Origin of the sequence: Arthrobacter sp. zg-Y750 (genome assembly GCF_020907365.1) — a bacterium.
Classification (GTDB): Bacteria; Actinomycetota; Actinomycetes; order Actinomycetales; family Micrococcaceae; genus Arthrobacter_B.
In genome coordinates, this window is sequence record NZ_JAJJOC010000027.1 from 1 (window position 1) to 14,939 (window position 14,939).

Here is a 14,939-nt window from a genome sequence, read left to right on the forward strand (position 1 = left end):
AAGACCCACAGCGCCGATGGTACTGCATCCGGGAGGGTGTGGGAGAGTAGGTCACCGCCGGACAAATTGTGGGGTGAGGCCCGTACCAGTGTTGGTACGGGCCTCACCTGTTTAACCCGGGAAGCCGGTCCCGGGGTCCGGCCGGCTGCTCACAGCGGCGGCGGAACGGCCACTTGGCCCCTCCCTCGCCGGGTGTCAGTTGCCGATGCTGTCCAGCTCCCTGACGTCTTCCGCGGAGAGCACCAGCCCTGCTCCGGCAATGTTCTCCCGCAGGTGTGCCGCCGAGGATGTTCCGGGAATGAGCAGGATGTTCGGTGAGCGCTGCAGCAACCAAGCCAGTGCAACGGAGAGCGGTGAAGCGCCTGCTGCTGCGGACACCCGGGAAAGGGCTGCGGACTGCAGCGGCGTAAAGCCTCCCAGCGGGAAGAATGGAACGTAGGCTATCCGTTCGTCGGCGAGCCGGCTGATGAGGGCGTCGTCCTGCCGGTAGGCGACGTTGTACATATTCTGCACGCACACAATCCGGGCAATGCCCTGCGCCTCGGCAACCTGCGCATCCGTGACGTTGCTCAGTCCGAGCTCGCCGATCAGCCCCTCCTGCTGGAGTTCCATCAGGGCGTGGAGCGGCTCGGCCAGGGATCCGGGGCGGGGGCTGCCGGCATCGCCCATGCGCAGGTTGACGAGATCCAGGCGCTCAACTCCGAGGGTCCGCAGGTTCTCGTGCACCTGCTCACGCAGATCCGACGGCTGCCGCTTGGTGGGCCAACCTCCCTGCGCATCACGCTCGGCCCCCACCTTGGTGGCGATGAACAGGGTCTCCGGATAGGGGTAGAGCGCTTCGCGGATCAACTGGTTCGTTATGTGCGGGCCGTAGGCGTCGCTGGTGTCAATGTGGGTAATCCCCTGGTCTGCGGCCTCCCGCAGGACGGCCATGGCTCCGGCATGGTCGGACGGCGGGCCCATAACCCCGGGGCCGGCCAGCTGCATGGCACCGTAGCCGAACCGTGAAACAGTTCGGTCTCCCAATGTCCATGTTCCGCCGGGCAGGAGTGTGGCCGGTGAGGTGGATGCATCCATGGTGTTGCCTTTCGGTAAAGGGTGGTGCTGAGGCACTTCCTGCACCAGTATTAGAGAGTTGCTTCCTTCTGGGAAGTAGGCACTTTGAAGTGCGTAGCCCACCATCCGATAAAGGGGACACCGTGATTCCACCTAAGTCCGTAGAACAGGCAGACGCCCAAGCCAGCTATAACGCGTTCCTGGCGGTGTGCCCCAGCCGCCAGCTTCTGGACCGGATATCGAATAAGTGGGTGGTGCTGGTCCTCTGCGCCCTCGCGGGCGACGCCGCAGGTACCTCCGCCACCGGCGACGCCGCAGGCACCACCGCCACCGCCGCCGTCGCCGGCAACTCCAGCGACCCGGCCGCCGGCATCACCATGCGTTATTCGGCACTGTCCCGGCTGCTGGGCGGGGTCAGTCAGAAGATGCTCACCCAGACACTGCGCGCACTGGAGCGTGACGGGCTGCTGACCCGCACCGTTGCGCCGACCGTTCCGGTGACCGTCACCTACGAGCTGACGGATCTGGGCCGATCACTCTATAACGTGGTTCAGGGCCTGCGGTACTGGGCCCAGGAGAACATGGGTGAGGTTTCCGCCCACCGCAAGGAGTACGACGACGCCGCGGGCTGACGGACCGCTGTGCCAAGGCGCGGTGTGGGTAGTAGCCCAACAGGCGGTTCCCCAAACACTGGGTGGACAAAACCGCGCCGGAGACGCGGTAGACTATAGGAGCAGCAAAACCCGTAAGGGCAGCCTGTAACCATGGTTTTCCCGCCGCGAAAGCAGCCGGGGCAAGGGTTACGGCGGTCATAGCGTGGGGGAAACGCCCGGTCCCATTCCGAACCCGGAAGCTAAGACCCACAGCGCCGATGGTACTGCATCCGGGAGGGTGTGGGAGAGTAGGTCACCGCCGGACATACGTTCAAGATAAGGATCCGCACAAGGATGTGCGGGTCCTTATCTGTTTAACGGCTCTATCTGTTTAACGGCTCGGCCGTTAATCCCCTGCCCCCTGACCGGCGGCCCCGCAGCAGGGCAACAATGGTGACGTGCCGGACATTAACAAGCCCTACCGCCGGGTCAACTCCGGGCCTGACCTCGAGCGCACCACGTTCTTCAGTGATGCGGTCTTCGCCATCGCCATGACCCTGCTTGCCGTGGATATCAAGGTCCCGCAGGTGCCGCCGGACCAGCTGGGTGCCGCCGTCGTCGAGCAGTTCCCCGAATTCGGTGCGTATGCCCTGTCCTTTGCGGTCACCGCCGCCTACTGGCTGAGCCACCACCGGCTGTTCCGGCTGCTGACAGGCTTCACCGGCCGACTGCAGCAGCTGAACCTGGTGCTGCTGCTCTTTGTCGGCCTGATTGGGTACGCCACCGATATGCTCTCCTTCTACGGCGACCAGGCCCTCGGCGTCGTGATCTATGCGGCGGCGCTCGGCCTGATAGGCACCGCCAACACCGGGCTGTGGGTCTACTGCCGGTACATGGGGCTGTTTGCCGACGACGTCGATCCCCGGCTCCCTGCCTTCGCGACGGTCCGCGCGCCGGTCACGCCCGTGGTGTTTTTTGCCTCCATTCCAATCACGCTCATTTGGGGGCCTCGGGCCGGCGCCCTGTCCTGGCTGGCGATTATCGCCCTCAACTTCCTGCTCCGCTTCTACGGGCGCCGGCATGCCGAGCCACAGTAGGAAGCGCCGGGAAGGGGCCACCAAGTGCCGTCCTGGAGCCGATTCGTTGGTTTGGCCCTGCGTCGGGTAGTCTTATATCTGCTTCTTACGGAGCAAGCCTGGAGGATTCGCCTAGCGGCCTATGGCGCACGCCTGGAACGCGTGTTGGGTTAACGCCCTCGGGGGTTCAAATCCCCCATCCTCCGCCAAAAAGAAACACCCCGGTCCTCGGACCGGGGTGTTTCTTTGTCTGCTGACCCTAGACCCGCGCATCCGGCCGCAGGGCCGCGCGGGTGGCCACGGCTACCGAACCGAACCCGATGGCCGCCGCAGCGCCGGCAATAGCCAGGTACACAAGCGGCTGGATGGTGGGCAGCGGCAGGCCGGACACGTTCACGGCGATGCCCATCAGCGGCGGTATGGCCAGGACGGTGCCGAGGACGACGGCGGCGACTACCAGCAGCAGCGACTCCGCGCCGGTCATCCGGCGCAGCTGGCGGTCCGATGCACCGAGGGAGCGCAGCAGCATCAGTTCCGGCCGGCGCCGGGCGGTGGCCATCACCAGCGAGTTCACCACGGACAGGCCCACGTAGCCGAGCAGGACCAGCATGGCCACAATGTTCACCCAGGACTGGGCTTTGCGTTCCGCCGCACCCGCAGCGCCGGCGGACTCCCGGTCCACCACGGTCAGGCCCAGGTCTTCCAGCTGGTCCGCCATGGCGGTGTCATCGGTGCCCGGTGCAGCGCTCACCAGCAGGTAGTCGTTCAGGCCCGCAGTGGTGTGCTGCAGCAGGGTGTCATTGGCTACCGTCACGTCACCGAATCCCAGTCCCCGGGAGTAGGTGGCGACGACGACGGCGGACGTTTCAATTCCGTCGCCGTAGTGGAAGGCGAACTGGTCACCCACTCCGACACCGGATTCCCGGGCCAGGTCCACGCTTAGCGCCACCGTCTCCGGCTCGGACAGTCCGTCCAGGCCGCCATCGCCCACGCCCAGGTCCAGGGTGGAGTCCAGGTTCCGGGGATCCACGCCCTGGATGCCGTAGGACTCCATGCCGTCCTCGGTGCCGAGGAACCGCAGATCGGCCAGCACCGCCGAATGGGCCACCGGTGTGGCGGTGTCCACTGCCGGCAGGGTGGAGACCTCCTCAGCCAGGTCCGCGGAGATCCCGGAGCCGGGTGAGGTGACCATGTAGTCGGCCACCATGCCCTCGCGGGACTGCCGCTCGGCCTCGGTTTCCACCGTGGTGGGCATAAACAGCTGCACCGAGCCCAGCGCGATGGCCAGGGCCAGGGGAATGATGCCGCCGGCCAGCCGCCGGGGGAAGGCGGAGGCGTTGGCTTCGGCCAGGGCCAGGGACGCGGAGGGATTGCGGCCCAGCAGGGGCTTCACCAGCCGGAGTACGCCGGCCACAATCCAGGGTCCCAGCATGCCCGCGCCGATGATCAGCAGCAGCACGCTCGAGGCGGCGATGGCCAGGCCGCCGGTGCCCGGAATGGCCAGGGGAAGCATTGCCGCAACAAATCCGGCCGCCAGCAGGACCAGGCCGCTCATCTTGCGGCCCCGGCCCAGCCCTGCGGCTTCGGTGACCGACTCGCGCAGGGCGGTGGTGGGTGACATGCGGACAGTTCCGCGGGCCGAAACCAGCGACGCTCCAACTGCGGCTGTGACGCTGAGGGCCACCGCGGCCAGTGCCGGCAGCGGACCATAGGCCAGGGCGAAGTCCTCCGGGATGACACCCCCGGCAGTAAACTGCGCGCCCAGGAAGTACGCCAGCCCGAAGCCCGGCGCTGCACCCAGGACGGCAGCGGCACCGGACACCAGCAGGACTTCGCGGATGATCATGCCCAGGGTCTGCCCGCTGCCGGCACCGACGGCCCGCAGCATGGCGAACTCGCGGCGGCGGGCCAGGATGGACAGGGACAGGGTTCCGGCGGTCACGAACACGGCGGTCATCAGGGCCACGCCGGCCAGGGAGCCGCTGAGCAGCAGCAGCGTGGAGCGGGCAGCGGAGCCGCCCAGGTCCTCCACGTCACCGCGGCGGTCGCCGGTGTAGGTGACGACGCCGTCCACGCCGGCTTCGATGTCCGCGGCCAGTTCCTTCGGGGCCACGGATCCGTCGGCAATCACGCCGACAGTGGCGTACGTATCGCCGTGCGGCCACAGGGCGGCGGCGCCGGCGGAACTGAGGAACACCGCGGGGGAGCCGCCGGCTTTTTCCGCTTCCGCGATGCCGGACACGGTGTACTCGGACGGCTCGCCGCCGTGGGAGAGGGCCAACCGGTCACCGGGGGATACTCCGAAGGATCCGTCCACCACCACCTCGTTGACGGTCCGGGGTTCTTCCCCGGAGGTTAGCGTGTACGGCGCCAACACGGCGGAGTCCCAGGCCGAGGCGGAAAGGCTCCTGCCGGCGTCGTCGGCCAGGGGAACGGTGACGGTGCCTACGGCCTGCTCCACCCCCGGCACGTCGGCGATGCGGGACGCTGCGTTTTCGGGAAGGAGGACCCGCTCGGAGAGCGGAGCATCCATGTCTTCCACGACGGGCAGTGACTGCGGGGCGCCCACTACGACGTCGGCGCCGCGCAGCTTGTCGGCGGCGGTGCCGCCGCGCAGGCCGGACTCAATCAGGACGCCCATGGCGGTGATCAGCGCCGCGCACAGGAACACGGCGACAAACACGCCGGCAAAGCCGCCGCGGTGGTGGCGGATCGATTCTTTGGCAAATGACCACATATCAGCGCTCTCCCAGGTAGGCGACGTGCTCGGTGACTTCATGGACGGTGGCGCCGGACAAGCTGCCGTCCAGCTGTCCGTCCGCCAGGAAAATGACGGTGTCTGCGGAGACGGCGGCCACGGGGTCGTGGGTCACCATCACCACGGTCTGTCCCAGTTCCGAGACGGTGTGCCGCAACAGGTCCAGGACCTGCCGGGCGGTCGCAGAATCCAGGGCTCCGGTGGGTTCGTCCGCGAAGACGGCCGCCGGGCGGGTGATCAGGGCCCGGGCGATGGCTGCCCGCTGCTGCTGGCCGCCTGAGAGCTCCTGCGGTTTGCGCTCGCCGAAACCGCTCAGGCCCATGGCGTCCAGCACATGGTTGAGCCAGGCCGTGTCCGTGGCGCGTCCGGCGAGCAGCAGCGGAAGGGTGACGTTGCGGGCCACGGTGAGCTGGGGCAGCAGGTTGTAGGACTGGAAAACAAAACCGACGTGGTCCCGGCGGAACCGGGTCAGGGCCTTGCCGCGCAGGGCGGAGATCTCCGTGTCGCCCAGCAGCACCCGGCCGTGATCCGGGGCATCCAACCCGGCAGCAGCCTGCAGCAGGGTGGATTTGCCCGAGCCGGAGGGGCCCATGACCGCGGTGAAGCTGCCCTCCGGAACCGCCAGGGAAACGTTGCGCAGGGCCGGCACGGCGGAGGGGCCGGACCCGTAGCTCTTGGACACGCCCTGCAGCTGCAGGGCCGCGGGGGCTGAGAATTCAGTGGCATCGGTAAACATGGGAACCATCCTTCGATTCGGGCGGGTAAATCTGCTGTCTTCGACGCTACGGATGTGCAAACCCCGTTCCGATACAGCCAACCGGCCGGTTTGGGGTATAGCTGGCTATACCGACACGGCCGTGCTCCTCCGGCATAATCAAGCAGGTGACTATCCGCGCCGGCCTCCGCTCCCGCTTCCGGGATGCCGCGTTTGTGCTGCGCGAAGGCGGTTACTGGGCAGCGTCCCTGGCCGTGGCGACGGCAGGTCTGGCGCTGCTGCCCTTCCTGCCCCTGGGAGTGGGCCTGTATGCCGTGCCGCGCCTGCTGGGTACCGTGGATAGCCTGGCCGCCCGGGCCCAGGCACGGGCAGCGGGCTTTACGTCCGCCGTGATTCCCTTCGACCGGCGCCGCCTGGCCGGTAAACACACCTTCGGCGAACTGGCAGCCATGGTCAGCGCCCCGGAAACGAAACGGGATGTGTCCTGGCTGCTGTTCCACTGCGCTTTCGCGGTGCTGGCGGCGCTGCTGGCCCTGGCACTGCCGCTGGGCGGCCTGTTCTATGTGCTGACCGCGCCGTTCTGGTTCCTGTTCCCGCCGGAAACTCCGCTGGAACTCACCGTGACCGTTACCAGCTGGAGCGACGCCGTCCTGATGGTTCTGCTGGGCGGCATCTATATGGTTGCCGGGTGGATCCTGCTGCCGTGGATGGCCCGGCGCCTGAGCGGAGCCACCCTGGGCATCCTGTCGCCCCGCCGGTACGCCGACCTAGCCCGCCGGATCTCCGACCTCTCCGCGGCCCGTGCCAGCGCGCTCGCCGCACACGGCGCCGAGCTGCGCCGCATCGAACGGGAACTGCACGACGGCGCGCAAAACCGGCTGGTCGGCGTCGTGATGATGCTCGGGCTGGCGCAGCGTGCCGCCGAGACCGACCCGGCCGCCGCCGTACCGTTCCTGGGGCGGGCACAGGACGCCGCGTCCGAGGCCCTGGCCGGGCTGCGGGCTGCGGTGCACGACATTTATCCGCCCGTCCTGGACGAGCTCGGCCTGGGCGGGGCCGCCTCGGCGCTGACCAGCCGCTCGCCCATCCCCTGTTCGCTGAACGTCAGCGGACTGCAGCGGGCGCCGGCAGCGGTGGAGTCGGCGGCGTACTTTGTCCTCGCCGAAGCCCTCACCAACGCGGCCAAGCATTCCAATGCCTCCCGGATTGAGGTGGTGCTGCGCACCGAAACCTCCGGCCGGGAGGACATCCTGGTGGTGCAGGTGGACGACGACGGCCGCGGCGGTGCGTCGGTGGGCCCCCTCGACGGGTCGGGCACCGGCCACGGCGGCGGCAAAGACGACGGCTCCGGCACCGGGCTGGCCGGAATTGCCCGCCGCGCTGCGGCGTTCGGCGGAAAACTGATCCTCACGAGTCCGCCCGGCGGACCAACACACATAAGGGTGGAACTGCCATGCGCCTTCTGATTGCCGAGGATGACGCCCTCCTGCGGGCCGGAATGCAGCTGCTGCTGCAGAGCGAAGGCTTCGAGGTGGCCGGTGCCTGGGACAACGCCGATGACCTGCTGTCCGCCTTTGAGCCCGGCAGCGCGGACGGCGCCATCCTGGATGTCCGGATGCCGCCCACTTTCACCAACGAAGGACTCAAGGCCGCCCTGGAACTGCGCGCCCAGGTACCCGATTTCCCCGTCCTGGTGCTCTCCGCCTATGTGGAGGACCGGTACGCCAGCCGGCTGCTGGGCTCGGGAGCGCAGGGAGTGGGATACCTGCTGAAGGAACGCGTGGGCAACGTGGGGGAGTTCGTGGACGGGCTGCGCCGCGTGCTGGGCGGCGGCACCGTGATGGATCCCGAGGTGATTGCCCAGCTGTTCAGCCGCCGCGGCACCGAGGACCCCATCCGTTCACTGACGCCCCGGGAGTTCGAGGTGCTGGGCCTGGTGGCCGAAGGCCTGGGCAACACAGCCATTGCGTCCGCCATCACGGTGTCCGAAACCGCGGTGAGCAAACACATCGGCAACATCTTCACGAAACTGGGGCTCTCGCCGTCGGACAGCGGCCACCGGAGGGTGCTCGCAACGCTGGCCTACCTGCGTTCCTAGCTGTTTTCCCGCAGCCTGTAGCGCGCCGGGTCTTGTTTCCCGGCGGCGTCCGGTGACAAGGTGTGATGCACGGACCGGCGCAGGAGGCATCCACGTGGAACAAGGCGAGGCAAAGATTGCGCTGATCACCGGTGCGTCCCGCGGAATCGGGCGGCGGGTGGCGGAGCGGCTCGCGGAGCACGGAACCCACGTGGTGGTCGGCTACCGGCAGAACGCCGAAATGGCCAAGGACACGGTGTCCCGGCTGCAGGAGCTCGGCGGCGGCGGCATTGCGGTGCAGGCCGACGTGGAGAACCCCGAAGACATTGTCCGGCTCTTCGACGCCGCCGCGGATGAATACGGCCGGCTGGACTACTTCATCAACAATGCTGCTGCCGCCGCGTTCAAGAACGTGGTGGACCTGAAACCCCACCACCTGGACCGGGCCTATGCGGTGAACGTGCGGCCCTTTGTCCTCGGCGCGCAGGAAGCGGTGAAGCTGATGGACGACGGCGGCCGCATAGTGGCGCTGACCAGTTACGGCAGCATCCGCGCCTTCCCCACCTATGCTGCGCTGGGCTCCTACAAGGCTGCCGTGGAGTCCTTTGTACGGTTCATGGCCGTGGAGTTTGCCCCCTACGGCATCAACGTCAACGCGGTGAACGGCGGGCTGATCGAGTCGGACTCGCTGGACTACTTCTACTCGATGGAGGGGATGGCCCCCATGGAGAGCGTCCTGTCCCGCATACCCCAGCGCCGGCCCGGCACCGTGGATGAAATGGCCGCCACCGTTGAATTCCTGCTCTCGCCCGGCGCCGGTTACATCACCGGGCAGGTGCTGGCCGTGGACGGCGGCCTGTCCGTGATTGCCCCGCCCTTCCACTCCGAAGCCTCCGGCCCGCCGGTCACCCTGCCGGAGAAACCCACCCGGGACCGCAAGCGGTAACCGCCCCCTCTCCGGACCGGATTGAGCGTTACTGAAAGGACGCACAGTGAGTTACGATTCCAGCCGCTACCGGGACTACTTCGAACACAGCCTCACCTATGCGTCCGGCTTCTCGCGCAACGTGTCGCGGTATGCCGACAATGTGGCGCTTGCCGATCCGCCGTCGGGCCGGGAATGGACCTACGCCCAGTTGGGGGTGGCCGTGGACCAGGTGGCACGCGCACTGGCCGAACGCGGCGTCGGGCGCGGGGACCGGGTGCTGTACCAGCTCTACAACGGTGTGGAGTTCGCCCTGCTGTACCTGGCCACGCAGCGGCTGGGTGCGGTGAGCGTGCCGGTGAATTACCGGCTGGCGCCCGCGGAAACCGCGCACATCCTGCGGGACAGCGATCCGGCAGTGTTTGTGGTGGACGCCGAGCACGTGGACGGTGCAGCCCGCGCGCTGGAGCTGGCAGAAGTGTCGCCGGTGGTGCTGGTGGCCGGCGGTGACGAGGCGGCGCACTGGGGGATGGGGTCCGGGCAGCTGGGGCAGGACTTCGACGCCGCCGTGGACAGTGCGTCCGGAACCCTGCCGGACCTGGCCGGGGAGCTGTCCACCTTCGAGGAGAGCACCCGGTTCTACACCTCGGGCACCACCGGGATGCCCAAGGGGGTGCCGCTTCCCTCCATTGCGGAGCTGATGAGCGCGCACGACGTGATCATGCACTTTCCGCTCACCCCGGCGGACCGCACCCTGAACATGACCCCCTGGTTCCACCGCGGCGGGCTGCACTCCGGCGGGCCCAACCCGGTGTTCTACATTGGCGGCTCGGTGGTGCCCCTGCGCAACTTCAACCCGGCCACGGTGCTGGACTGGGTGGGGGAGCAGGGCCTGACCTACCTGATCGGGGCGCCCACCACCCTGGAAATGATCGCCGCCGAGCAGGAGAAGAACCCGCGGAACCTGGAGACCCTGCACGGCATCGTGACCATGGGGGCACCGCTGGACCGGGCCGCCGCCATCCGGTACCAGGAGCTGCTGACTCCGCGGATTTTCAACGGCTACGGGACCACTGAGGGGTTCTGGAACACCTTCCTGCGGCCGGAGGACCTCCCGGCCCACGCGGGCAGCGCCGGACGCTCCTGCACGGACGACGACGTCGCCGTTGTCCGCGTGTTCGAAGGCCGCCGTGCCCGTCCGGATGAGCTGGCGGCCCGGGACGGCAGCGAGATCGGCGAGGTGATTATGCGCTCGCCGAAATCGGGATTCAGCTACGCGAACCTGCCGGATGTGGAGGAGGAGAAGTTCCACGACGGGTGGCTGTACCCCGGGGACATGGCCACCTGGGACGCCGAAGGGTATGTGACCATCATGGGCCGGACCGATGACATGATCCTCTCCGGCGGGGAGAACGTGCATCCGGTACAGGTGGAGGCGGCGCTCGCGGACCATCCCGGGGTGCTGGATTCCGTGGTGGTGGGGGTGCCCGACGACCAGTGGGGACAGCGCGTGGTGGCCTACGTGATTCGCCGGGACGAGGGCGTGGATGCCTCCGGGCTGGACACTTTCTGCCGGGAGCATCCGGGGCTGGCGGACTTCAAGCGACCGCGAGGCTACCGCTTTGTCGAGGAACTGCCGATGACCGCCACCGGCAAAAAGATGCACTACAAAGTGTCCGACGCCGCCGCCCAGGACTGGCTGGACGGCCGGATGGATGTGCCGGGGGCGGCGGGCGCGGCTGTGCCGGGTGCGGCGGGTGCGGCCCAGAAGGCGCCGACGGATGGTTGAGCGGGTTGTCATTACCGGGATGGGGGCGCTGACTCCGCTCGGGAACACCTGGCCCGACACCTGGTCCGGGCTCCTGGCCGGGCGCAGCGGGATCGACAAGATCACCGCGTTTGATGCCTCGGACTTTCCCACGCGGATTGCCGGAGAGGTGAAGAATTTCGATCCCGGACAGATCCTGCCGGTCAAACGGCTGCGGCGCTCCTCCCGGGCCTCGCACCTGGCGGTGGCGGCGGCACGGGAAGCGGTGGCCGACGCCGGGCTTGGCGGCACGTTGGAGGGCACCGAGGCGGCGGTGATCCTCAACAGTGCTGTCTCCGGCTATCCGGAGGTGCAGGACGCCACCGAAACCCTGCACCGGGACGGGCTGCGGCCCATCAGCCCCAGCTTTGTGGCCTCGTCGCTGACCAACATGCCCGCCTGCGAGGTGGCGATTGACCTGGCCGTCCATGGTCCGGTGAACGCCAGTGCCCTGGCGTGCGCCAGCGGTACCGCGGCCCTGCTGGAGGCCCGCCGCACCCTGCTTGCCGGGGAGGCGGACGTGGTGGTGGCCGGCGGCACGGATGCCGCCATCACCTCGGTGATGTTTGCCGGGCTGTCCGCCATGCGCGGACTGTCCCGGAACAATCACTCACCGCAGGAGGCCAGCCGCCCGTTCGACGCCGGCCGGGACGGGTTTGTGTTCGGCGAGGGGTCCGTGGTGTGTGTGCTGGAGCTGCTCAGCCATGCCCGGGACCGAGGAGCAGAGGTGTATGCGGAGGTATTGGGCGGGGCGATGACCAGCGACGCCTTCCACATTGTGGCTCCGGATCCCAGCGGCCGGTACGCTGCCGCGGCCATCACGCAGACCCTTAGCCGGGCCCGGCTGAATCCCGAAGACGTGGACCTGGTCGCGGCCCACGGCACCTCCACCCTCGCCAATGACCGGACCGAAACCCTGGCCCTGCATACCGCGTTCGGCGAGCACGCGCCGTCGTTGGCGGTGACCGCGCCCAAGTCCATGACCGGGCACCTGATCGGGGCGGCCGGCACCCTGGGGTCCCTGCTGTGTGCGATGGCCATCCGGGACGGCGCCATTCCGCCCACCATCAACTACTCCACCCCGGATCCGGAGTGCGACCTGGACTATGTCCCGGGTACGGCGCGGGAAACCCCGGTGCGCTTTGCCGTGACCAATGCGTTCGGGTTCGGCGGGCAAAACGCGGTGGCGGCTTTCGGCCCGGTCTGACCGGGCGCCTGAACTTCCGGGCCCGGAACGGCGGCAACGAAATTTCCGCGCTCGCAGAGCTCGCGGGAAATATTAAAGCCGCCTTCCTCCGGGCCCTAGACTGCCAGGTCCTAGACTGCCGGGCCCTAGACGGAGGGAACGAGTTCCGGCTCGGCGTCAGGCTCGACGGCGGGCGATGGGGCGTCCGCGGCAGGGGAAGCGAAGTGCTTCGGACCGGTTTTCACGGCCTTGGACGCCAGCCAGACGGACACCGCGCCCAGCGCGAAGCCGGCGAAGACATCCAGCACGTAGTGCCAGCCGAAGTACACCGTGGCCAGGGTGGTCAGTGCCACGTAGATCCACATAATCCAGCGGACCGGCTTGGGCAGCCGGGTCAACTGGGCCACCAAAGCGGCGGTGAAGATAATGGATACGTGCAGGGACGCGAAGGCAGCGATGCCGTGCACGTTTTCGGTGGCGAACGGATCCGTCAGCACCTCGGCGCGGTTCTCATACAGGGTGTCCTGCAGGGTGGAGACCGTGGTTTCGGGCAGGTCATAGAACGGGGTCGCATCGGCGTAGACCGGACCCAGCGAAGGCAGTGCGTAGTAGCTGACCGTGCCCAGGATCCAGTTGAAGGACAGCGCTGTGGCGTACCAGGCCCCGCGCTGCAGGTTGTCGGACCACACCAGCGAAGCGGCCAGGGAAATCGGCACAAACACCATAAACAGCATGTAAACGCCGGAGAGCAGGTCTGCGCTGACCCCGGTGCCCAGGACGTCCTGGAGCAGGTCAGCCGGGTAATGCCCTCCGGCGAACCACCTGTCCGAAGCCTCCAGCATCGAATCGGTCAGCCCGTCCCGCAGGAACGGCAGGAAGCTCTTCATATTCCGGTAGGACATGTAGGCCAGGTAGAAGGTGGCCAGTCCGGCGACGGCCACGGCCAGCCGCGGGCCCGCCCAGCGGGTGCGCAGCACATGGGAGGTGGCGGCGCCTACGCCGCCCAGGTCCCGGCGTCGGGCGAAGACCCGGGGAACCACGTCTGCGGCGATCATCAGGATCACCATCAGCGGCAGCCGCACATAGCTCGGGCCGAGGAATCCTTCCGGGTCACGGACGGGGAGATCGGCGACGACGGCGGTCACCAGCATGATTACGGTGAAAGCTGCTGCAACCAGCAGCGGCACGCCGAAAAGGCGGCGCCAGGCGGATCGGGCAGGCCCGGCTTCGATAGTCATTAGACTGTTTTACCCCATGGGGGCGGCAAAACATGTTATTAGGGCCCCTGATATTCAGTATGCTTTCGATCACATTATGACGCGGTGCGCCGCCGTCGTGGTACGGGTGTGGCAGCTGTTGGCAGTGCCTGGGGGTGCCGCGGGTTAGTGGGCCTTTGTGGTGCCTGTTATGGGTTCCTGTTAAAGGTGCCTGTTGAAGGTAGCGACCGGCGGTTTTGGAACCGCCGGTCGTTAGGGTTGGCTGCCGGCGTTCTACGTGCCGGCGTGAGTTGAGGCGCTACTTCGCCAGTGCGTTGTCCAGCGGTTCGGAGATTTCGCTGTAGGCGCCGGACTCCAGCTGGACGGCCTGCCCGTCGAGGTACAGCGTGGGAGTGCCCTTCACCTGGAGATCCTGGGCGTCCTGCAGATCCCGGGCGACGCGGTCCTTGATGGCATCGGAAGAGTAGTCAGCGTTGAACTGATCCATGTTCAGCCCCAACTCCTCGGCGTAGGAGGCGAAGATTCCGTCCACATCGGATTCGGTCTTCCAGTCCTCCTGATGCTCGAAGACCTTTGCCGCCATTTCCTCCAGCTTGCCCTGCTCAGCAGCGGCTTCCACGGCTCGGGCGGACGGCTCCGCGTTCTGGTGCTTGGGCAGTGGGTAGTTCCGGATAACGATGCGCACCTGGTCGCCGTAGTCGGCCTTGGCCTGCTGGATCAAGGGGTCCATCATGGCGCAGTAGGGGCACTGGTAATCGGTGAAGAGGACCAGGGTGGCCTGCGGATCTGCCGGATCGGTGATGGTCCGGGCGTCTGAGGGGACCAGCTTGTCCATCTGGTCCGCCGGTACGGTGACTTCTGCGGAGGCGGAGGTGCTGGGGGAAGCGGAGACGCTGGCCGAAGTTTCGGGGGCGGGGGATTCTGCCGGCGTCCCGCAGGACACCACCCCTCCGCCAACCAGCATTCCAGCGATGATCAGAGAGGGAACGACCCTGCGCATAATTCCTTTCCAGTATCGGGGAAGCGCGCGGGAGCACGCTCGGGTACGGGGGTTGGAAGATGCTTCTATTCCATTTTTCCAGCGATGCCGGGGGTTCGAAAGGGGGTTTTTCGCTCTTATCCTGTGATCTTGATCGAGCGGCGCAGGGCGTAGTTCACCGGGTGACAGGGCACGGCGGCGCCAGTTCCAAAAACGGCTCGGTTCGGTAAACCCTCCCCGTGGGCGAAGTCCACTCCATCACTCCCGGTTCCGGTTGCCGGGCCTTCCAGAATCCCAGGGTTTTGAACCGGTGATGCCTCCGGCATAAATGGGCGAGGTTGCCATGGTCCGTAGGGCCTCCGTCCGCCCAGTCGGTGGTGTGGTCGATTTCCGTGACCGCGGTGCTGACCCGGCAGCCGGGGAACCGGCACGTTCCGTCCCTGGCACGTAGCCATCGGGCCAGTCCGGCGGGGACTTTCCGGCGCCTGCCCACGCCGAGGATTTCCCCGGTGTCCGGGTCCTGGACGAGTCCGGTCCAGCGGGTGGCGTG

13 protein-coding genes, 1 tRNA gene and 1 rRNA gene are annotated in these 14,939 nt (G+C 67.4%); 9 read left to right on the plus strand and 6 right to left on the minus strand.

The window, feature by feature from the left end:
- Positions 1 to 195: 195 nt before the first annotated feature.
- The gene (locus LOC57_RS16230) at positions 196 to 1,077 is read right to left on the minus strand and encodes an oxidoreductase (RefSeq protein ID WP_269440304.1); all 882 of its coding nucleotides are present in this window, start codon (positions 1,075 to 1,077) and stop codon (positions 196 to 198) included.
- Between the two features lie 122 nt (positions 1,078 to 1,199).
- Between LOC57_RS16230 and LOC57_RS16235 the strand changes: the two genes are divergently transcribed.
- The 4 genes from LOC57_RS16235 to LOC57_RS16250 all read left to right on the plus strand — a co-directional run bounded on the left by LOC57_RS16235 (position 1,200) and on the right by LOC57_RS16250 (position 2,934).
- Positions 1,200 to 1,688 carry a winged helix-turn-helix transcriptional regulator gene (locus LOC57_RS16235; protein ID WP_229960959.1) on the plus strand — a complete coding sequence of 163 codons (489 nt, stop codon included), beginning with the start codon at positions 1,200 to 1,202 and terminating at the stop codon, positions 1,686 to 1,688.
- Between the two features lie 169 nt (positions 1,689 to 1,857).
- Positions 1,858 to 1,974: ribosomal RNA gene (gene rrf / locus LOC57_RS16240) — 5S ribosomal RNA — on the plus strand.
- 133 nt (positions 1,975 to 2,107) lie between these two features.
- A complete protein-coding gene (locus tag LOC57_RS16245) occupies positions 2,108 to 2,746 on the plus strand; it encodes a TMEM175 family protein (RefSeq protein ID WP_227912964.1) in 639 nt (212 codons plus the stop codon).
- A gap of 100 nt (positions 2,747 to 2,846) precedes the next feature.
- A tRNA-Ser gene (locus LOC57_RS16250) sits at positions 2,847 to 2,934 on the plus strand.
- A 50-nt stretch (positions 2,935 to 2,984) separates the two neighbouring features.
- Here the strand turns inward: LOC57_RS16250 and LOC57_RS16255 are convergent.
- Positions 2,985 to 5,462 (minus strand): ABC transporter permease, encoded by a 2,478-nt coding sequence (locus LOC57_RS16255; protein WP_229960961.1) that lies wholly within the window; start codon positions 5,460 to 5,462, stop codon positions 2,985 to 2,987.
- Position 5,463: 1 nt separating this feature from the next.
- On the minus strand, positions 5,464 to 6,219 hold the full coding sequence (locus LOC57_RS16260; RefSeq protein WP_229960963.1) for an ABC transporter ATP-binding protein: 756 nt from the start codon (positions 6,217 to 6,219) through the stop codon (positions 5,464 to 5,466).
- Between the two features lie 146 nt (positions 6,220 to 6,365).
- Here LOC57_RS16260 and LOC57_RS16265 point away from each other — a divergent pair, with 146 nt between their 5' ends.
- From LOC57_RS16265 to LOC57_RS16285, 5 genes are all read left to right on the plus strand, one after another.
- Positions 6,366 to 7,664 carry a sensor histidine kinase gene (locus LOC57_RS16265; protein ID WP_229960965.1) on the plus strand — a complete coding sequence of 433 codons (1,299 nt, stop codon included), beginning with the start codon at positions 6,366 to 6,368 and terminating at the stop codon, positions 7,662 to 7,664.
- Positions 7,652 to 8,296: a response regulator transcription factor gene (locus tag LOC57_RS16270; protein WP_227912968.1), complete on the plus strand. Its 645-nt coding sequence runs from the start codon at positions 7,652 to 7,654 to the stop codon at positions 8,294 to 8,296. The genes LOC57_RS16265 and LOC57_RS16270 overlap by 13 nt, the downstream gene beginning before the upstream one ends.
- Positions 8,297 to 8,390: 94 nt before the next feature.
- Entirely contained in the window at positions 8,391 to 9,221 is an 831-nt protein-coding gene (locus tag LOC57_RS16275) for an SDR family oxidoreductase (RefSeq protein WP_227927421.1), read from the plus strand.
- Between the two features lie 46 nt (positions 9,222 to 9,267).
- Positions 9,268 to 10,989 (plus strand): class I adenylate-forming enzyme family protein, encoded by a 1,722-nt coding sequence (locus tag LOC57_RS16280; protein ID WP_229960967.1) that lies wholly within the window; start codon positions 9,268 to 9,270, stop codon positions 10,987 to 10,989.
- Positions 10,982 to 12,214, plus strand: coding sequence for a beta-ketoacyl-[acyl-carrier-protein] synthase family protein (locus tag LOC57_RS16285; protein ID WP_229960969.1), 1,233 nt, complete (start codon positions 10,982 to 10,984; stop codon positions 12,212 to 12,214). The genes LOC57_RS16280 and LOC57_RS16285 overlap by 8 nt, the downstream gene beginning before the upstream one ends.
- A 125-nt stretch (positions 12,215 to 12,339) precedes the next feature.
- Here the strand turns inward: LOC57_RS16285 and LOC57_RS16290 are convergent, their stop codons facing one another.
- The 3 genes from LOC57_RS16290 to LOC57_RS16625 all read right to left on the minus strand — a co-directional run bounded on the left by LOC57_RS16290 (position 12,340) and on the right by LOC57_RS16625 (position 14,882).
- Positions 12,340 to 13,431 carry a phosphatase PAP2 family protein gene (locus LOC57_RS16290; protein ID WP_229960971.1) on the minus strand — a complete coding sequence of 364 codons (1,092 nt, stop codon included), beginning with the start codon at positions 13,429 to 13,431 and terminating at the stop codon, positions 12,340 to 12,342.
- 277 nt (positions 13,432 to 13,708) lie between these two features.
- A complete protein-coding gene (locus LOC57_RS16295; RefSeq protein WP_229960973.1) occupies positions 13,709 to 14,410 on the minus strand; it encodes a DsbA family protein in 702 nt (233 codons plus the stop codon).
- Between the two features lie 154 nt (positions 14,411 to 14,564).
- A complete protein-coding gene (locus tag LOC57_RS16625; RefSeq protein WP_442860738.1) occupies positions 14,565 to 14,882 on the minus strand; it encodes an HNH endonuclease signature motif containing protein in 318 nt (105 codons plus the stop codon).
- Positions 14,883 to 14,939 lie beyond the last annotated feature (57 nt).

Coding starts and splice junctions, on each gene's coding strand:
- LOC57_RS16230 (WP_269440304.1), bottom strand. CDS start 1,077: ATGGATGCATCCACCTCACCGGCCACACTCCTGCCCGGCGGAACATGG.
- LOC57_RS16255 (WP_229960961.1), bottom strand. CDS start 5,462: ATGTGGTCATTTGCCAAAGAATCGATCCGCCACCACCGCGGCGGCTTT.
- LOC57_RS16260 (WP_229960963.1), bottom strand. CDS start 6,219: ATGTTTACCGATGCCACTGAATTCTCAGCCCCCGCGGCCCTGCAGCTG.
- LOC57_RS16270 (WP_227912968.1), top strand. CDS start 7,652: ATGCGCCTTCTGATTGCCGAGGATGACGCCCTCCTGCGGGCCGGAATG.
- LOC57_RS16285 (WP_229960969.1), top strand. CDS start 10,982: ATGGTTGAGCGGGTTGTCATTACCGGGATGGGGGCGCTGACTCCGCTC.
- LOC57_RS16290 (WP_229960971.1), bottom strand. CDS start 13,431: ATGACTATCGAAGCCGGGCCTGCCCGATCCGCCTGGCGCCGCCTTTTC.
- LOC57_RS16295 (WP_229960973.1), bottom strand. CDS start 14,410: ATGCGCAGGGTCGTTCCCTCTCTGATCATCGCTGGAATGCTGGTTGGC.